20 protein-coding genes and 1 riboswitch are annotated in these 18371 nt (G+C 44.3%); all 20 genes read left to right on the top strand.

Annotated elements, in window-relative coordinates; all coding sequences use genetic code 11:
• Positions 1–209: 209 nt before the first annotated feature.
• The 20 genes from O3651_RS02870 to der all read left to right on the top strand — a co-directional run bounded on the left by O3651_RS02870 (position 210) and on the right by der (position 18274).
• On the top strand, positions 210–1001 hold the full coding sequence (locus O3651_RS02870) for an enoyl-CoA hydratase (protein WP_371609515.1): 792 nt from the start codon (positions 210–212) through the stop codon (positions 999–1001).
• A gap of 117 nt (positions 1002–1118) precedes the next feature.
• A complete protein-coding gene (locus O3651_RS02865; RefSeq protein WP_045500607.1) occupies positions 1119–1553 on the top strand; it encodes a MarR family winged helix-turn-helix transcriptional regulator in 435 nt (144 codons plus the stop codon).
• Positions 1553–2527 carry a beta-ketoacyl-ACP synthase III gene (locus tag O3651_RS02860; protein ID WP_371609514.1) on the top strand — a complete coding sequence of 325 codons (975 nt, stop codon included), beginning with the start codon at positions 1553–1555 and terminating at the stop codon, positions 2525–2527. Before O3651_RS02865 ends, O3651_RS02860 begins: the two co-directional genes overlap by 1 nt.
• Positions 2528–2581: 54 nt before the next feature.
• Positions 2582–2806, top strand: a complete 225-nt coding sequence (locus O3651_RS02855; protein ID WP_371609513.1) for an acyl carrier protein — start codon at positions 2582–2584, stop codon at positions 2804–2806.
• A 129-nt stretch (positions 2807–2935) separates the two neighbouring features.
• A complete protein-coding gene (gene fabK, locus O3651_RS02850; RefSeq protein WP_371609512.1) occupies positions 2936–3910 on the top strand; it encodes an enoyl-[acyl-carrier-protein] reductase FabK in 975 nt (324 codons plus the stop codon).
• A complete protein-coding gene (gene fabD / locus O3651_RS02845; protein WP_371609511.1) occupies positions 3903–4823 on the top strand; it encodes an ACP S-malonyltransferase in 921 nt (306 codons plus the stop codon). Before fabK ends, fabD begins: the two co-directional genes overlap by 8 nt.
• 12 nt (positions 4824–4835) lie before the next feature.
• Entirely contained in the window at positions 4836–5570 is a 735-nt protein-coding gene (gene fabG, locus O3651_RS02840) for a 3-oxoacyl-[acyl-carrier-protein] reductase (RefSeq protein WP_371609510.1), read from the top strand.
• 51 nt (positions 5571–5621) lie between these two features.
• Positions 5622–6854: a beta-ketoacyl-ACP synthase II gene (gene fabF, locus O3651_RS02835; RefSeq protein ID WP_045500616.1), complete on the top strand. Its 1233-nt coding sequence runs from the start codon at positions 5622–5624 to the stop codon at positions 6852–6854.
• Positions 6855–7352 carry an acetyl-CoA carboxylase biotin carboxyl carrier protein gene (accB, locus tag O3651_RS02830; protein ID WP_371609509.1) on the top strand — a complete coding sequence of 166 codons (498 nt, stop codon included), beginning with the start codon at positions 6855–6857 and terminating at the stop codon, positions 7350–7352.
• Complete coding sequence (gene fabZ / locus O3651_RS02825) at positions 7349–7771, top strand: 3-hydroxyacyl-ACP dehydratase FabZ (protein ID WP_008809611.1); 423 nt, start codon at positions 7349–7351, stop codon at positions 7769–7771. The genes accB and fabZ overlap by 4 nt, the downstream gene beginning before the upstream one ends.
• Positions 7772–7789: 18 nt before the next feature.
• On the top strand, positions 7790–9157 hold the full coding sequence (locus tag O3651_RS02820) for an acetyl-CoA carboxylase biotin carboxylase subunit (protein WP_371609508.1): 1368 nt from the start codon (positions 7790–7792) through the stop codon (positions 9155–9157).
• 65 nt (positions 9158–9222) lie between these two features.
• A complete protein-coding gene (accD, locus tag O3651_RS02815) occupies positions 9223–10086 on the top strand; it encodes an acetyl-CoA carboxylase, carboxyltransferase subunit beta (RefSeq protein ID WP_371609507.1) in 864 nt (287 codons plus the stop codon).
• Complete coding sequence (locus tag O3651_RS02810) at positions 10083–10853, top strand: acetyl-CoA carboxylase carboxyl transferase subunit alpha (RefSeq protein ID WP_148887006.1); 771 nt, start codon at positions 10083–10085, stop codon at positions 10851–10853. Before accD ends, O3651_RS02810 begins: the two co-directional genes overlap by 4 nt.
• 183 nt (positions 10854–11036) lie before the next feature.
• Positions 11037–11585, top strand: coding sequence for a carboxymuconolactone decarboxylase family protein (locus O3651_RS02805; RefSeq protein ID WP_371609506.1), 549 nt, complete (start codon positions 11037–11039; stop codon positions 11583–11585).
• Between the two features lie 428 nt (positions 11586–12013).
• A riboswitch (glycine riboswitch) is annotated at positions 12014–12103 on the top strand.
• Positions 12104–12193: 90 nt separating this feature from the next.
• Positions 12194–13525 carry an alanine/glycine:cation symporter family protein gene (locus O3651_RS02800; RefSeq protein WP_371609505.1) on the top strand — a complete coding sequence of 444 codons (1332 nt, stop codon included), beginning with the start codon at positions 12194–12196 and terminating at the stop codon, positions 13523–13525.
• Between the two features lie 148 nt (positions 13526–13673).
• A complete protein-coding gene (gene nrdR / locus O3651_RS02795) occupies positions 13674–14147 on the top strand; it encodes a transcriptional regulator NrdR (protein WP_005591110.1) in 474 nt (157 codons plus the stop codon).
• 6 nt (positions 14148–14153) lie between these two features.
• Entirely contained in the window at positions 14154–15308 is a 1155-nt protein-coding gene (locus O3651_RS02790) for a DNA helicase (protein ID WP_371609504.1), read from the top strand.
• A complete protein-coding gene (gene dnaI / locus O3651_RS02785; protein ID WP_371609503.1) occupies positions 15309–16208 on the top strand; it encodes a primosomal protein DnaI in 900 nt (299 codons plus the stop codon).
• A complete protein-coding gene (locus O3651_RS02780; protein ID WP_371609502.1) occupies positions 16205–16921 on the top strand; it encodes an NADPH-dependent oxidoreductase in 717 nt (238 codons plus the stop codon). The genes dnaI and O3651_RS02780 overlap by 4 nt, the downstream gene beginning before the upstream one ends.
• A 42-nt stretch (positions 16922–16963) precedes the next feature.
• A complete protein-coding gene (der, locus tag O3651_RS02775; protein ID WP_048765864.1) occupies positions 16964–18274 on the top strand; it encodes a ribosome biogenesis GTPase Der in 1311 nt (436 codons plus the stop codon).
• Positions 18275–18371 lie beyond the last annotated feature (97 nt).

Below are 18371 nucleotides of genomic sequence, written 5' to 3'. Positions count from 1 at the left end.
AAAATTCTGAAAATTTTGCAAATCTATCAGAAGCACTGCTTTACGTAAATTTGTTTCAAAAATAAGCAAAAAACGAATATAAAATCAAATTTTCCAGTTTTTGTTTTCTTTCTTACATCTTTTATGCTAGAATAAATGTAATTTGACTATCAAATTATTTAATTATGAAATAAAATGACTGTAATTACCCAGTCTAGAATGGAGTTAGAATGACTTTTAATGGTATTCTTTATAAGGTAGTTGATGAAGTGGCGACTATTACCTTCAATCGTCCTGAAGTTTCAAATGGTTTCAATATCCCTATGTGTGAGGAGATTTTAGAAGCGATTGAGCTAGCCGCAAATGATAAGGCAGTGAAGTTTCTAGTGATCAATGCCAATGGGAAGGTATTTTCTGTCGGTGGCGACCTAGCTGAGATGCAAAGAGCTGTCAGTGCTGACGATATTCAATCCTTGGTAAAAATTGCAGAGCTGGTCAATGACATTTCCTTTGCCATGAAACAACTACCCAAGCCAGTTATCATGAGTGTGGATGGCCCTGTTGCTGGTGCAGCTGCCAATATGGTCGTGGCTGCAGATTTCTGCATTGCGACGGAAAAATCTCGATTCATTCAAGCTTTTGTGGGAGTGGGCTTAGCGCCAGATGCCGGTGGGCTTTATCTTCTGACTCGGGCAATTGGTGTGACTCGGGCGACTCATTTGGTCATGACGGGAGATGCCTTGACTGCTGAGAAGGCTCTGGATTATGGTTTGCTTTATAAGGTCTGTGAAGCAGAAAAACTGGAAAAAACAACGGAACAGTTGCTGAAGAAGCTAAAACGCGGCTCGCTGAATTCTTACAGAGCTATGAAAGAAATGGTCTGGAAGAGTTTATTTAGCGGTTGGAAAGAGTATGCAGAGCTGGAGTTGGCTTTGCAGAAATCCCTGGCTTTCACAGAGGACTTTAAAGAAGGCGTTCAGGCTTATACTGAGAAGCGTCGTCCACAATTCACAGGTAAGTAAGGATTTGTAGGATAAGAAAATTGTTTGAAAATCAAATAAATTTTCAAAAGGACTTGCAAATTATTTTGAGATCTGATAAAATTTGAATGTCAAAGTATTTATGAAGGAGGTGTTGGTTTGAATTATCAATTAGTCAATGATTATTTAACATCCATTTTTAATAATGTTTTGGTTATTGAAGAGTCCAGCCTCCGAGGCAGTCAATTTAAAGACGTCTCCATTAAAGAAATGCACACTATTGATGTTATTGGTACCATGCCTAATGCGACTCCAAGCGATATTTCAAAGGAATTGTTAGTCACTTTGGGGACTGTCACAACCAGCTTGAATAACTTGGAGCGTAAAGGGTATATCGAGCGTCGCCGTTCATCCATTGACCGTCGTGTAGTTCATCTGAGTTTGACTAAGAAGGGGAGGCTCTTGTATCGCCTTCATAAACGATTCCACAATCGCATGGTCATGCAAGTAGTGGAAGGAATGTCCTCAGAAGAAAAAAATGCAATGCAAAAAGGTTTGCAGAACTTGTATAATTTTTTAGAGGAGTTGAAATAATGAACTATGCAAGAATTACTCAAGTAGCTCATTATGCTCCAGAGCAGATTGTCACAAATGATGATCTGGCTAAGATGATGGATACAAGTGATGAATGGATCTCAAGTCGTACGGGTATCAAACAGCGACATTTATCTCGGACTGAGTCAACCAGTGCTTTAGCTACAAAAGTTGCTGAGCAATTACTGGAAAAGGCCCAACTGTCTGCTGATCAGCTTGATTTTATCATTGTTGCGACGATCACTCCGGATTCTATGATGCCGTCAACTGCAGCTAGAGTGCAGGCCAATATTGGAGCTACCAAGGCTTTTGCTTTTGACTTGACGGCAGCTTGCAGTGGCTTTATCTTTGCCTTATCAACTGGAGAAAAGTTCATTTCCTCTGGTCGCTATCAAAGAGGTTTGGTCATCGGTAGCGAAACGCTTTCGAAAGTCGTTGATTGGTCGGATCGTGCGACGTCAGTCTTATTTGGTGATGGGGCTGGGGGAGTCTTGCTTGAAGCGGCAGAAAAGCAGCATTTTTGGGCTGAAAGTCAGTTTACTGATGGCTTGAGAGGTCAGAGTTTGACTTGTGGTGGACTTGGTTTGTCCTCTCCATTTTCGGAAAAGCAAGTTGATGATCGCTATTTGAAAATGGAAGGCCGAGCAATCTTTGATTTCGCTATTCGTGATGTGGCACAGTCTATCAAAAATACCATTGAAGAGAGTCCATTTTCAGTGGAGGAGCTTGATTATCTGCTCTTGCATCAGGCCAATATCCGAATTTTAGATAAAATGGCTAAGAAACTCGGAGTTTCTCGGGAAAAACTACCTGCTAATATGATGGAATATGGCAATACTAGTGCAGCTAGCATCCCGATTTTATTATCTGAGTGTGTCCAACAGGACTTGATTAAGCTAAACGGAGATCAGACTATTTTATTGTCAGGTTTCGGTGGAGGTTTGACATGGGGCACGCTTATTGTTACAATTTAGTTAATCATGTGGAAACACATAGATAAAAAATATATTTTTTAAAGGAGTCTATCCATGGCAGTATTTGAAAAAGTACAAGAAATTATCGTTGAGGAACTTGGTAAAGAGCCATCAGAAGTTACACTTGAGTCAACTTTCGATGATCTTGAAGCAGATTCATTGGATTTGTTCCAAGTAATTTCAGAAATCGAAGATGCATTTGACATCCAAATCGAAACTGAAGAAGGCTTGAAAACAGTTGGTGACTTGGTTACCTACGTAGAAGAAAAAACAAAATAATAAAGATTTGAGAGTATCGCAAGATATTCTCTCTTGTTTAGGTAATAGTTTGAATTTCAAAGTAAAAAGGTTGCTATCTAGCGGTTTGGGCTCAAGCTATTACTTAAGCAATGATTAGAGGAAGGTATTATGCAAACACGAATTACAGAATTATTAGATATTAAATATCCTATTTTCCAAGGTGGTATGGCTTGGGTCGCAGATGGTGACTTGGCTGGTGCTGTTTCAAAGGCTGGTGGTCTTGGGATCATCGGTGGTGGAAATGCGCCTAAGGAAGTGGTGAAATCCAATATTGATAAGATTAAGTCTTTGACGGATCGTCCTTTCGGCGTCAATATCATGCTTTTGTCGCCTTTTGTAGATGACATCGTGGATTTGGTGATCGAAGAGGGTGTAAAAGTGGTAACGACTGGTGCGGGCAATCCAAGCAAGTACATGGCTCGTTTCCATGAAGCAGGTATTACTGTGATTCCTGTTGTACCAAGTGTGGCTTTGGCTAAACGGATGGAAAAAATCGGAGCAGATGCCGTCATTGCTGAAGGAATGGAAGCTGGTGGTCACATCGGTAAGTTAACAACCATGACCTTGGTTCGTCAGGTTGTAGAAGCAGTTAACATTCCAGTTATTGCGGCTGGTGGTATTGCGGATGGATCTGGTGCTGCGGCTGGCTTTATGTTAGGAGCAGAAGCGGTTCAGGTCGGAACACGCTTCGTTGTAGCTAAGGAATCTAATGCCCATCAAAATTATAAAGATATGATTTTGAAAGCTCGTGATATCGATACGACAATTTCTGCTCAACACTTCGGTCATGCGGTTCGTGCGCTCAAGAATAAGCTGACTCGCGATTTTGAAAAGGCTGAAAAAGAAGCCTTCAAGCAAGAAAATCCAGACTTGACTGTTTTTGAAAATCTGGGTGCTGGTGCTCTGGCCAATGCAGTTGTCCGTGGCGATGTGGAAAATGGTTCCGTCATGTCTGGTCAGATTGCAGGCTTGGTCAGCAAGGAAGAAACCGTCGAAGAAATCCTCAAGGATATCTATTATGGCGCTGCTGAGAAGATTCAGCAAGAAGCAAAACGTTGGGCAGGAGTAACTAGAAATGACTAAGACAGCCTTTCTATTTGCTGGTCAGGGAGCCCAATATCTGGGAATGGCTCGTGACCTCTATGAGCAGTATGATGTGGTTAAGGCAACTTTTGAGGAAGCAAATCAAGTTCTGGGCTATGATGTTCGGGCATTGATTGACCAAGATGAAGAAAAACTCAACCAAACTCGCTATACTCAACCAGCAATTTTGACAACTTCTCTTGCTATTTATCGCCTGCTGGCTGAAAAAGGAATCCAACCTGATATGGTAGCTGGTCTTTCTCTGGGCGAATACTCTGCCTTGGTAGCTGCTGGCGCGCTGGACTTCAAAACAGCGGTGGCTCTAGTCGCAAAACGTGGAGCTTTCATGGAAGAAGCAGCTCCTGCTGGTTCTGGAAAGATGGTTGCGGTCCTAAATGCGGACGTATCTCTTATCGAGGAAGCTTGCCAGACGGCTAGTCAGCTAGGAGTCGTCTCTCCTGCCAACTACAATACTCCAGGTCAAATCGTCATTGGAGGAGATGTGGCAGCGGTGGATAAAGTGGTGGAACTCCTCAAAGAAGCAGGTGTGAAACGCTTGATTCCGCTAAACGTTTCTGGTCCGTTCCATACAGCTCTCTTGAAACCAGCCAGTGAGCAATTAGCTCAGGTTTTGGCTGAAACAGAATTTGCTGATTTTCAGCTTCCGCTAGTGGGCAATACAGAGGCGGATATCATGGAAACTGGCAGAATTAAGGAATTGTTAACTCGTCAGGTTATGGAGCCGGTTCGTTTCTACGATAGTATCGCTAAAATGCAGGAAGCTGGTGTGACTGAGTTTATCGAGATTGGTCCAGGGAAAGTATTGTCTGGCTTTCTGAAAAAAATTGATAAATCAGCAGTTGTTTATCATGTTGAAAGTGTGGAGACTTTGACAGCCCTAATGGAAAAATAATGGGGAATACCAATGGAATTAAAGAATAAAAATGTTTTTATTACTGGCTCTAGCCGTGGGATTGGTCTGGCTATTGCCCATAAGTTTGCAAGTGCGGGTGCCAATATTGTTTTGAATGGGCGTGGTCAAATTTCAGACGAAGTTTTGGCTGAGTTTGCTGGCTATCCGGTCAAAGTCGTGGCTATTTCAGGCGATGTGTCTGATGGTACTGATGCTAAGCGAATGATTGAAGAGGCGATTGCAGCTTTGGGCTCTGTAGATGTCTTAGTCAATAATGCTGGAATTACCCGCGATAAGATTATGCTCAAGATGACAGAGGAAGACTTCGAGCAAGTGCTGAAGGTCAATCTGACTGGAGCCTTCAATATGACGCAAGCTGTCTTGAAACCAATGACCAAGGCTCGTCAGGGAGCAATCATCAACCTATCAAGTGTTGTCGGCTTGACAGGCAATGTTGGTCAGGCCAACTATGCAGCCTCTAAAGCTGGCTTGATTGGATTTTCTAAGTCGGTTGCTCGTGAGGTAGCTGGACGCAATATTCGTGTCAATGTGATTGCCCCAGGCTTTATCGAATCGGATATGACGGACGGGCTTTCTGAAAAAATCAAAGAAGCTTCTCTGGCTCAAATCCCAATGAAACGGTTCGGCAATACCGAAGAAGTAGCGGATGTTGCCCTATTCTTAGCAGGTCAGGAATACCTTACTGGTCAGGTCATCGCGATTGATGGCGGACTGACAATGCAGTAATTGCATGCATTTGGATTTGACAGTTTACCAATTATCATAAAGGAGTTCACTATGAAACTAAATCGAGTTGTTGTAACAGGTTATGGCTTAACCTCTCCCATCGGAAATACACCAGAAGAATTTTGGAATAGTTTAAAAGAAGGTAAGATTGGGATTGGTCCCATCACCAAGTTTGATCACAGCGATTTTGCTGTTCATAATGCGGCAGAGGTCCAAGACTTTCCTTTTGATAAATACTTTATCAAGAAAGACACCAATCGTTTTGACAATTATTCTCTGTATGCCTTATATGCAGCTCAAGAAGCGGTAACAAATGCGAATCTTGATGTAGAAGCAATTGACAAAGATCGCTTTGGTGTCATCGTGGCTTCTGGTATCGGTGGTATCAAGGAAATCGAAGATCAAGTTATCCGTTTGCATGAAAAAGGTCCAAAACGCGTTAAGCCAATGACTCTTCCAAAAGCTTTGCCAAATATGGCTTCAGGGAATGTTGCTATGCGCTTCGGAGCAAACGGGATTTGTAAATCAATCAATACAGCTTGTGCCTCATCAAATGATGCCATTGGAGATGCTTTCCGCTCTATCAAGTTTGGCTTCCAAGATGTCATGTTAGTTGGTGGATCAGAAGCGTCTATCACTCCATTTGCCATTGCTGGTTTCCAAGCTTTGACTGCCCTATCAACTACAGAAGATCCAACTCGTGCTTCTATTCCATTTGACAAAGACCGTAATGGCTTTGTCATGGGAGAAGGTTCTGGTATGTTGGTGCTTGAAAGTCTGGAACACGCTGAAAAACGAGGAGCGACTATCTTGGCTGAAGTAGTTGGCTACGGTAATACCTGTGATGCTTACCACATGACTTCACCTCATCCAGAAGGTCAAGGTGCCATCAAGGCAATCAAATTGGCTTTGGAAGAGGCAGAGATTTCTCCAGAGCAAGTGGCTTATGTCAATGCCCACGGTACTTCAACTCCTGCTAATGAAAAAGGAGAAAGTGGTGCTATCGTAGCTGTTCTTGGTAAAGAAGTACCTGTATCTTCAACCAAGTCATTCACAGGACACTTGCTTGGGGCTGCAGGAGCGGTAGAAGCAATCGCTACCATCGAAGCTATGCGCCATAACTTTGTACCAAAAACAGCCGGAACAAGTGAATTGTCAGACTATATTGAAGCGAACGTTGTTTATGGACAAGGTTTGGAGCAAGAAATTCCTTATGCGATTTCTAATACATTTGGTTTTGGCGGTCACAATGCTGTTCTGGCATTCAAGCGTTGGGAGGGCTAGATGAATATCAATGAAATTAAAGACTTGATGGCTCAGTTCGACCAATCAAGCCTACGTGAATTTTCTTATAAAAATCAAAGTGATGAGCTGACTTTCAGTAAGAATGAAAGTTCTGCCGCAGTCGCAGCAACTCCATCAGTCAGTGCAGCTCCTGTTGTAGTTCCAGTGCGGCCAGCAAGTGCACCTGTATCTGAGACAGTTTCCCAAGCAGCTCCAACTGCAGCACCTGAGGTGGCTCCAGAGGCCCCGACACCAGCTGCTGAGGGTGATGTTGTGGAAAGTCCCTTGGTTGGCGTGGCTTACTTAGCTGCAGGTCCAGATAAACCAGCTTTTGTCAGTGTAGGAGACCAAGTTAAAAAAGGTCAAACTCTGATGATTATTGAAGCCATGAAGGTCATGAATGAAGTTCCAGCACCAAAAGATGGTCTGATTACAGAAATTCTGGTTCAGAATGAAGAAATGGTTGAGTTTGGGAAAGGGCTGGTACGCATCAAATGATTGATATCAATGCAATAAAAGAGGCGCTTCCGCATCGCTATCCTATGCTTTTGGTGGATCGTGTATTGGAAGTCAGCGAAGATGAGATTGTCGCTCTGAAAAATGTGACGATCAACGAGCCATTCTTTAACGGACATTTCCCTCAGTATCCAGTTATGCCAGGTGTCTTGATCATGGAGGCACTGGCTCAAACGGCTGGTGTACTGGAATTGTCTAAAGAAGAAAATAAGGGCAAGCTGGTCTTCTATGCTGGCATGGACAAGGTTAAGTTCAAGAAGCAAGTTGTGCCAGGCGACCAGCTGATTATGACGGCTAAGTTTGTCAAGCGCCGCGGAACCATTGCAGTGGTGGAGGCCAAGGCTGAAGTTGATGGCAAACTTGCAGCAAGCGGAACCTTGACCTTTGCGATTGGTCAATAAGAAAGAGGAGATTTCACCATGTTTCGTAAAATTTTAATTGCTAACCGTGGGGAAATTGCGGTCAGAATTATTCGTGCAGCCCGCGAACTGGGAATTGATACTGTCGCTGTTTATTCAACGGCTGATAAGGAAGCGCTCCATACTTTACTGGCTGATGAGGCCGTCTGCATCGGGCCAGCCAAGTCTACAGATTCTTATCTGAATATGAACGCTGTCCTGTCTGCTGCTGTTCTGACAGGTGCGGAAGCCATTCATCCTGGTTTTGGTTTTTTGAGCGAAAACTCTAAATTTGCGACTATGTGCGAAGAAGTCGGCATTAAGTTTATTGGACCTTCAGGTGCTGTCATGGACTTGATGGGGGACAAGATCAATGCGCGGGCTCAGATGATTAAGGCCAAAGTGCCAGTTATCCCGGGTTCTGATGGGGAAGTCCATACCTCTGAAGAAGCCTTGGAAGTCGCCGAAAAGATTGGTTATCCAGTCATGCTTAAAGCTTCTGCTGGCGGCGGCGGCAAGGGTATTCGTAAGGTTGAAAAGCCTGAGGATTTAGTAGCGGCCTTTGAGTCTGCTTCTAGTGAAGCCAAAGCGGCCTTTGGTAATGGTGCCATGTATATGGAGCGAGTTATCTATCCAGCGCGCCATATTGAAGTGCAGATTTTAGCAGATCAGCAGGGGCATGTGGTCCACTTGGGCGAGCGGGATTGTTCTTTGCAGCGGAATAATCAGAAGGTGCTGGAAGAAAGTCCGTCTGTGGCGATTGGGAAAACCCTGCGCCAGCAGATTGGGGAAGCGGCTGTTCGGGCTGCTGAGTCTGTCGGCTATGAAAATGCTGGAACGATTGAATTTCTGCTGGATGAAGCCAAGGGTGAATTCTACTTTATGGAGATGAATACTCGGGTGCAGGTAGAGCATCCAGTGACTGAGTTTGTTACCGGTGTGGATATTGTTAAAGAGCAGATTAAGATTGCAGATGGTCAAGAGCTGTCCTTTAGTCAAGAAGATGTTGAGATTCGAGGACATGCGATTGAGTGTCGGATCAATGCTGAAAATCCAGCCTTTAACTTTGCACCGAGCCCAGGAAAGATTTCCAATCTTTATCTGCCAAGTGGCGGAGTGGGACTGCGTGTGGATTCGGCGGTCTATCCTGGCTACACCATTCCTCCTTACTATGACAGCATGATTGCCAAAATCATCGTTCACGGGGAAAATCGCTTTGATGCCCTGATGAAGATGCAACGGGCTCTCTATGAGCTAGAAATCGACGGTGTTGTGACCAATAGCAATTTCCAGCTGGATTTGATTTCAGATCCTAATGTGATTGCTGGTGATTATGATACAGCTTTTCTCATGGAGAAGTTCCTTCCGGCTTATCAAGAGAAAAAATAGATGACAAGGAGTGATTCTGTTTGAAAGAAGCAGAATCACTCTACAATTTGATGAAGGAGTAAGCAATGCCTTTGTTTTCAAAAAAGGATAAATATATTCGGATCAATCCTAATCGTTCCTCACGTGCCTTGCCTCAGCCCAAACCAGAAGTTCCAGATGAGCTTTTTTCCAAGTGTCCAGGTTGTAAGCATACCATTTATCAAAAGGATTTGGGGGCAGAGCGTGTCTGTCCAAGCTGTGGCTATACTTTTCGGATTTCAGCTTTTGAGCGCCTGAGTTTGACGGTGGATCAAGAAAGCTTTGAGGAATTGTTCACTGGTATTGAGACGACAGATCCCTTGCGTTTTCCAAATTATCGAGAAAAACTGGCGGAGACACGGGCAAAGACTGGCCTAGATGAGGCCGTTTTGACGGGGACAGCTAGTATCAAAGGACAAAAAACAGCCCTTGGGATTATGGATTCCAACTTTATCATGGCTTCAATGGGAACGGTTGTCGGTGAAAAGATTACCCGCCTCTTTGAGTATGCGACAGAGTATAAGCTGCCAGTCGTCCTCTTTACGGCTTCTGGCGGTGCCCGCATGCAGGAGGGGATCATGAGCTTGATGCAAATGGCTAAAACTTCTGCTGCTGTGCAACGTCATTCAAAGGCTGGTCTTTTTTACCTGACCGTTTTGACAGATCCGACTACAGGCGGTGTCACAGCCTCTTTTGCTATGGAGGGCGATATTATCTTGGCGGAAGCGCAGGCCTTGGTAGGCTTTGCCGGTCGCCGGGTTATTGAGTCTACTGTACGGGAAAAATTGCCAGATGACTTCCAAAAGGCAGAATTTTTGCTGGAGCATGGCTTTGTTGATGCGATTGTAAAACGTGGTGAATTGCGGGATCGGATTGCTACTCTCTTGAGCTTTCATGGAGGTGACCAATGACAAAAATCAGTCAGATTATAAAAGCGGCGCGTGATCAGTCCCGTTTGACGGCTCTAGATTTTGCCCAAGGAATTTTTGATGATTTTGTGGAATTGCACGGAGATCGTGGTTTTCGTGATGATGGTGCTGTCATTGGCGGTATCGGAACATTAAATGGTCAGCCGATCACAGTGGTCGGTATTCAAAAAGGTCGCAATTTGCAAGACAATCTGCGACGAAACTTTGGACAACCTCATCCTGAAGGCTATCGTAAGGCCTTGCGTCTCATGAAACAGGCTGAGAAATTTGGCCGTCCAGTCGTGACCTTTATCAATACGGCTGGTGCCTATCCTGGCGTCGGTGCTGAAGAGCGCGGACAGGGTGAGGCAATTGCCTGTAATCTCATGGAAATGAGCGATCTGCAAGTGCCCATTATTGCCATTATCATCGGCGAGGGTGGCTCTGGTGGGGCGCTAGCCTTGGCAGTTGCTGACAAGGTCTGGATGCTGGAAAACTCTATGTATGCCATTCTCAGTCCTGAAGGCTTTGCTTCGATTTTATGGAAGGATGGCAGCCGAGCAATGGAGGCGGCTGAGATGATGAAAATCACCTCGCATGAGCTTTTGCAGATGGGTGTCGTTGAGAAGGTCATCCCCGAACGCGGCTTTAATAAAAATGAGCTCCTAGCTGCAGTCAAGCAAGAGATCAGTACTGAACTAGCGGAACTTTCTAAACTTTCCCTTGACCAACTCTTAGAAGAGCGTTATCAACGTTTTAGAAAATATTAGCCAGAAGCCTTAGGGCTTCTTTTTCATGCTTGAGAGAGGTATGGAGGCAGTTAAGGCAGGTAATATATTTAGGTTTGACATGTAGCAATATATTCTCTTTATAGAGGCCATATAAAATATATATTATACAAGTCATTGGTCCTATGTTAAGATAGTTTCTAATTAAAAGAAATGAGGTTTCATATGTCAGAATTTACTATCCATACGATTGAGTCTGCACCAGCTGAGGTGAAAGAGGCTTTAGAAACTGTTCAAAAAGATAACGGTGGCTACATTCCTAATCTTATCGGTCTTTTGGCCAATGCACCAACGGCTTTGGAAACTTATCGGACGGTTGGAGCTATCAATCGCCGTAACAGCCTGACACCGACTGAGCGCGAAGTAGTGCAGATTACGGCTGCAGTTACTAATGGTTGTGCTTTCTGTGTGGCGGGTCATACAGCTTTTTCAATCAAGCAGATTCAAATGAATGATGATCTTTTGGAGGCTCTGCGCAATCGTACTCCGATTGATACAGATCCGAAGCTAGATACACTTGCTAAATTTACCATTGCTGTTATCAATACCAAGGGACGGGTCGGAGATGAGGCTTTGTCAGACTTCCTAGAAGCGGGCTATACACATGAGAATGCTCTGGATGTAGTTCTAGGTGTCAGCCTTGCGACCCTCTGCAATTATGCCAATAATCTGGCCAACACACCAATTAATCCAGAATTGCAGCCTTATGCCTAGTCTTTGAGGAGGTGAGAAGGGCTTTGTAGAACGACCCATTCTTTTTCATTGCCTACAAGTCAAGCAAGAAAGCAGTGCTGAACTAACAGGACTTTCTAAAATTTCTCTGGACTAACTCTTGGAAGAATGTTGTCAATACTTTAAGAAATGAAAAATTGTAAAATATAGTGCAATAAAAACTTACAGAACTTCAAACAGTGTGAACCATAAATAACTACATCAACAGGTAACCAAGGAGATTCTATGAGCTACTATCATCTTACCTTTGAATAAATTTTCTATCTAACCTTTTGGGGTTATAGAATATTCAAAATTTTTCATAAAACATTGACAAAAACCGAATATTATTTTAAAATAATAGAAAATTTAGAATAAACACCGAATGAAGTTTTTCAGAAATAAGTGTTTGAGCCTTATGACTGTGAAATGGACGGAACTCTGGAGAGACCATGATTGGCACCGAAGGGGCAAGGCAGGCAACTGCTCAAACTCTCAGGTAAAAGGACAGAGCAAGGGAAGGACAGGAAAGGGTCATTCTCAGGCATCCAGAGTACATGTGTAAACATGTACTTTTCTTTTTCTCGGTGTGGAAAAGGAGCAGAAGATTTATGTTGAAATTGCTGAATCAAATTGATTCTCTGGTCTGGGGGCCTCCCCTCTTGATTTTATTAGTTGGAACAGGGCTTTATCTGACACTTCGTCTGAGGTTGCTACAGATTTCGCGCCTTTCTCGCGCCTTTCGCTTAATTTTTGTTTCCGGTGAGGATCATCATGGAGATGTGTCTAGCTTTGCAGCTCTTTGTACAGCATTGGCAGCCACGGTTGGCACGGGGAATATTATCGGTGTAGCGACTGCCATAAAAGTTGGTGGACCGGGCGCCTTATTTTGGATGTGGCTAGCAGCTTTCTTTGGAATGGCAACCAAGTATGCCGAAGGCCTCTTGGCTATCAAGTACCGGCGCAAGGATGCTCATGGAGCCATGGCGGGCGGTCCCATGCACTATATCTTACTAGGAATGGGCGAGAAGTGGCGTCCGCTGGCTATCTTCTTTGCTGTAGCAGGTGTATTGGTGGCTCTTTTAGGGATTGGGACCTTCACACAGGTGAATTCCATTACAGAAGCTATGCAGAATACGATTCAGTTGCCTCCAGCTGTGACTGCCTCTATCTTGGCTATTTTGGTGGCTCTAGTTATTTTTAGCGGTATTCAGTCGATTGCTCGAGTGTCGACCAAAGTTGTGCCTTTTATGGCGGCTATTTATATCTTGGGGACTGTGACTGTATTAGCAGTCAATCTAGATCGTTTGCTGCCAACTCTTCAGCTAGTCTTTAGTTCTGCCTTTAGTCAGACGGCTGCTGTTGGTGGCTTTGCTGGTGCAACCATCCAGATGGCGATTCAAAATGGGGTTGCACGCGGAGTATTCTCCAATGAATCTGGTTTAGGATCAGCACCCATTGCTGCGGCGGCAGCCAAGACCAAGGAGCCTGTCGAACAAGGATTGATTTCTATGACGGGAACCTTTATCGATACTCTGATTATTTGTAGTCTGACAGGTCTAACAATTTTAATCACAGGTGTCTGGGATGGTAATCTTAACGGCGTGTCCTTGACTCAGGCAGCCTTTGCGACTGTCTTTGCCAATTTTGGTCCAATCCTTCTATCCGTTTTTCTAGTTCTGTTTGCTTTTACCACTATTTTAGGCTGGAACTACTACGGTGAGCGCTGCTTTGAGTTCCTTTTTGGTGTTAAATATATTCGCTTGTACCGAATTATCTTTGTTGCTATGGTGCTCTTAGGGGGCTTTATTGAGCTAGAAGCAGTTTGGGTCATTGCCGATATTGTCAATGCCTTGATGGCCTTGCCAAATCTGATTGCTCTCTTGGCCTTATCTCCTGTCATTATTGCTGAAACCAAAAAGTATTTTGACAAGAAGGGCTGAGTTCTCATTTGTTTGATTTTTGAAAGAAGGTTACCTTGCTAAAGCTGCTTTGTCAGCTTTAGTTTTTTTATGGGCGAGAAATCTCTCGTCTTTTGTTATTGCCCAAAACATGGTATAATGAAGTATTAAGATTCTAGGAGGAAATGACATGCGTTGTCCCAAATGTGGTGGAAGCAAATCAAGTGTGGTTGACAGCCGGCAGGCAGAAGATGGAAATACAATCCGTCGCCGCCGTGAATGCGAGGAATGCCAGCATCGTTTTACAACTTATGAGCGCGTGGAAGAAAGAACCCTAGTCGTTGTCAAAAAAGATGGAACGCGTGAGCAGTTTTCTCGGGATAAGATATTTAATGGAATCATCCGCTCCGCTCAGAAGCGTCCAGTCTCAAGTGACGAGATCGAAGAATTGGTCAATCGGATTGAGCAAAAACTTCGCAGTCAGAGCGAAAATGAAATTGCCAGCGAATATATTGGCTCTCTGGTCATGGATGAGCTGGCCGAGCTGGATGAAATTACCTATGTCCGTTTTGCCAGTGTTTATCGGAGTTTTAAGGATGTTGGCGAGTTGGAAAGCCTTTTGAAGCAGATTACCAAGGGTTCTAAGAAGAAAAAGGAAAAATAATGGCTTATGAAACCAAATGATCATTTTTCTTTCTTGTCTAATAACCAGGTCAGTCAAGATATGAGCGGACTGACCCGTTATTATCTACCTATTGTGGGCAAGGATGCAGTCGCGCTTTATCTTTATCTGGTTTCTTTTTGGGATAATGGAACTCAGCAGCGACTTTTCAGCCATATTTTAAATCATCTTGACTTTGGTATGGAAGCGTTGGAGAGGAGCTTGGAGCGCCTATCAGCTATTGGGTTGCTAGAGCTTTTCCAGACGGAGACGGGATTTTTCATCCGACTCTATCCAACCTTGTCCGCTGAGGACTTCTTTGCTCACCATGTGTACAGTAGTCTTTTGGAGAAAAAGATTGGTCAGGCGGCGGTAGATAAGCTACGACCGGAAAATCCAGCTGGGCAAAAGATCGGTGCTTCTTTTAGCCAGATCTATGGCATGGAAGAAGTCAGTCCGATGAGAGACAGTCGCCAGAATGATTTTGACTTGACGCATTTTAAACAGAGAATGGCTCAGGATGGCTTGCGTTTTGCAGATGAAAAATCGGATCTCTTGGACTTGTTTGCTATTGCGGAGCAGAAGAAATGGACTTGGTACGAGACTTATGTCTTAGCGCGTGAAACGGCTGTGTCACATGTGATTTCGACGAAACGGATGCAGCAAAAGATTCAGCAAAGACCAGTTTCGGGAGATTTTTCTCCACAAGAGCAGTCTATTATCCGTGAGGCTAAAAGCAAGCAGCCCTTGTTCTTTTTGGCAGAAATCAAGAAAACCCGTCAAGCGGCCATTACGCGTAGTGAACGGAAGCTGATTCAGGATTTGGCAGAGATGGGACTGTTGGATGAAGTTATCAATATCATCCTGCTACTGACTTTTAACAAGGTGGATTCAGCCAACCTCAATGAGAAGTATGCCCTCAAGGTGGCCAATGACTTTTCTTATCAAAAGGTGACCTCGGCTGAAGAGGCAGTCCTGAAAATCCGTGAGCGCAACCAGCAGACGAACAGTCGTCCTGCGCAAGTCAGCCCAGCTTCTGCTAAAAGCAATGTGCCGAACTGGAGTCAGCCGGATTACAAGAATGAAACCAGCTTAGAAAAACAAGCGGAACTAGAAGAACAAAAAAGAAGACTTTTAGCGAGACTGGAAGAGGGAGGCGATTAAATGGAAAAAATAGGACAGGCAATGCCTCATATGAATAAGGTGAAGCAGTTTGATTATCAAAAATTGGTCCAACAGATTTTAGCAGATCCAGATATCGCTGCCTTTATCAGTCGAGAACAACTGTCTCCAACTGAAATTCAGCGGAGCATTTCTAAGTTCAATCAATACATTACCGAACGAGATCGTTTCCTGCTAGAAGATCAGAACTATACTGCTAAGGGTTATAAGCCAATTTTGGTGAAAAATGAAGGCTATGCGGATGTTGCCTATGAAGAGACGCCTGAGTTGATTGAGCAGGAGAGACAGGAGGCGATTAGAAGCCGTCTCAACCTTATCAATCTGCCAGTCAGTCTAAAAGAGGCTAGTTTGGCCAAAGTGGATTTAGACGATATTGGTCGTTACAAGGCTTTTGAGCTCTTGACCAGTTTTGTTGCGGATTTTCCGCATTATCAGAAGGCTGTCTATCTCTACGGAGATTTTGGCGTGGGTAAGAGCTACATGATGGCTGCGCTGGCGCATGATTTGTCAGAAAAACGCAGTGTCTCAACGACTCTGCTTCACTATCCGAGCTTTGTTTTGGATGTTAAGAATGCTATCAGCTCTGGTTTGGTCAAGGACAAGATTGACCAGGTCAAGACAGCTCAAGTGCTGATTTTGGACGATATCGGTGCAGAGCAGTCTAGTCCCTGGATGCGGGATGAGATTTTGCAGGTCATTCTCCAGCACCGCATGCAGGAAAATCTGCCAACTTTCTTTACTTCTAACTTTAGTTTTGCAGATTTGGAGCGTCACTTTGCTAATTCTAAGAATGGCGATGAGACCTGGCAAGCCAAGCGGGTTATGGAGCGGATTAAGTTTCTGGCTCAAGAAGTGCATCTAGAAGGAGAGAACCGTCGATGAATGAAACAATTAACTTGATGAAGGCTCATACGTCTGTTCGGCGCTTTACGGAAGAGCAGATTTCAGCTGAAGAACTACGCGCCATTATCGATGCTGGACGTGCTGCTTCCAGTTGGAAGAATTTCCAGTCCTATTCGATCATTGTGGTGCGCAGTAAAGAGAAAAAAGAAGCCCTCTTTGATTTAGTTCCGCAGAAAGCAATTCTTCAGGCTTCAGCATTTTTGCTCTTTGTAGGAGACCTCAATCGTGCTCAAAAGGGCGTTCAATTGCACACGGATGGTTTTTACCCTGAAGGAACCGAAAATATTCTCATTAGCTCGGTAGATGCTGCTTTGGCAGGGCAAAATACCCTCTTAGCAGCTGAAAGTCTGGGTTATGGCGGCGTTATTATTGGTTTAGTCCGCTATGAAGCTTCAAAAATTGCCCAGCTCTTTAATCTGCCAGACTATACTTATCCAGTTTTTGGTATGGCTTTAGGAAAACCCAATCAAAACCATGCTGTCAAGCCACGCCTACCGTATGAAGCGGTGGTCTTTGAGGAAGAATACTGCGAGCAACTCAGCTCTGTCATTGAGGCTTATGACCATGTGCAGGCTGAGTATGCTGGTGAGAGAGCACAGGATACTTGGAGCCAGCGTTTGGCAGCCCAATTTGGTCAGGAGCCGAATCAAGCGATTGACCAACTATTCAAAGAAAAGAAATTAGAAAAATAAGGCGGAGCTCAGCTCGGTCCTAAAGAATGAAAGAGGAAAAACATGGCTTTACCAACTATTGCCATTGTCGGCCGTCCCAATGTCGGCAAGTCAACGCTATTTAACCGGATTGCGGGTGAGCGGATTTCCATTGTGGAAGACGTGGAAGGGGTTACTCGTGACCGCATCTATGCGACGGCAGATTGGCTGAATCGTAAGTTTAGTATTATTGATACAGGCGGAATTGACGATGTTGATGCGCCTTTTATGGAGCAAATCAAGCACCAAGCTGAGATTGCTATGGACGAGGCTGATGTTATCGTTTTTGTCGTGTCTGGCAAGGAAGGTATCACGGATGCGGACGAGTATGTCGCTCGCATGCTCTATAAGACCCACAAGCCGATTATCTTGGCGGTTAATAAAGTGGATAATCCCGAAATGCGCAATGAAATCTATGATTTCTATGCTCTGGGCTTGGGCGATCCATTTCCAGTATCTTCTGTCCATGGGATTGGTACAGGGGATGTTCTAGACGCTATCGTTGAAAATCTTCCACATGAGGAAGTGGTTGAAAATCCTGATATGATTAAGTTTAGCTTGATTGGCCGTCCTAATGTCGGCAAGTCTAGCTTGATCAATGCCATCTTGGGCGAGGATCGGGTCATTGCCAGTCCAGTGGCTGGTACCACGCGCGATGCTATTGATACGGTCTTTACGGATAGTGAAGGTCAGGAATTTACCATGATCGATACGGCTGGTATGCGCAAGTCGGGCAAGGTATATGAAAATACGGAGAAATACTCTGTTATGCGGGCTATGCGGGCGATTGATCGCTCAGATGTCGTTCTGATGGTGCTGAATGCTGAAGAAGGAATTCGTGAGTACGACAAGCGAATCGCTGGCTTCGCCCATGAAGCAGGAAAAGGAATGATCATCGTCGTCAATAAGTGGGATACGCTGGAAAAAGACAACCATACCATGAAAGACTGGGAAGAAGATATCCGCGACCAGTTCCAGTACTTGTCTTATGCGCCGATTATCTTCGTCTCTGCCCTAACCAAGCAGCGTCTCCATAAGCTGCCAGACATGATTAAGCAAATCAGTCAGAGTCAGAATACCCGAATTCCATCAGCGGTACTCAATGATGTCATCATGGATGCTATCGCGATTAATCCGACGCCGACTGACAAGGGCAAGCGTCTCAAGATTTTCTATGCGACTCAGGTAGCAACCAAACCGCCAACCTTTGTCATCTTTGTCAACGAAGAAGAGCTTATGCACTTCTCTTACCTGCGTTTCTTAGAAAATCAAATCCGCAAGGCCTTTGTCTTTGAAGGAACACCGATTCACTTGATTGCAAGGAAGCGGAAGTAGGACTTGCTTCGGACTGTTTATAAAGAAAAAAACAAGAGCGATTTCAGGGAATTCATGGGCGGATGCTTATCCTTAAAACCCTAAACTTGCTAGCTCA

The organism is Streptococcus sp. 27098_8_73 (assembly GCF_041432495.1).
GTDB lineage: Bacteria > Bacillota > Bacilli > Lactobacillales > Streptococcaceae > Streptococcus.
The sequence above is the reverse complement of the archived record's forward strand: the minus strand, read 5'-3'. Positions and strand labels throughout refer to the sequence as shown.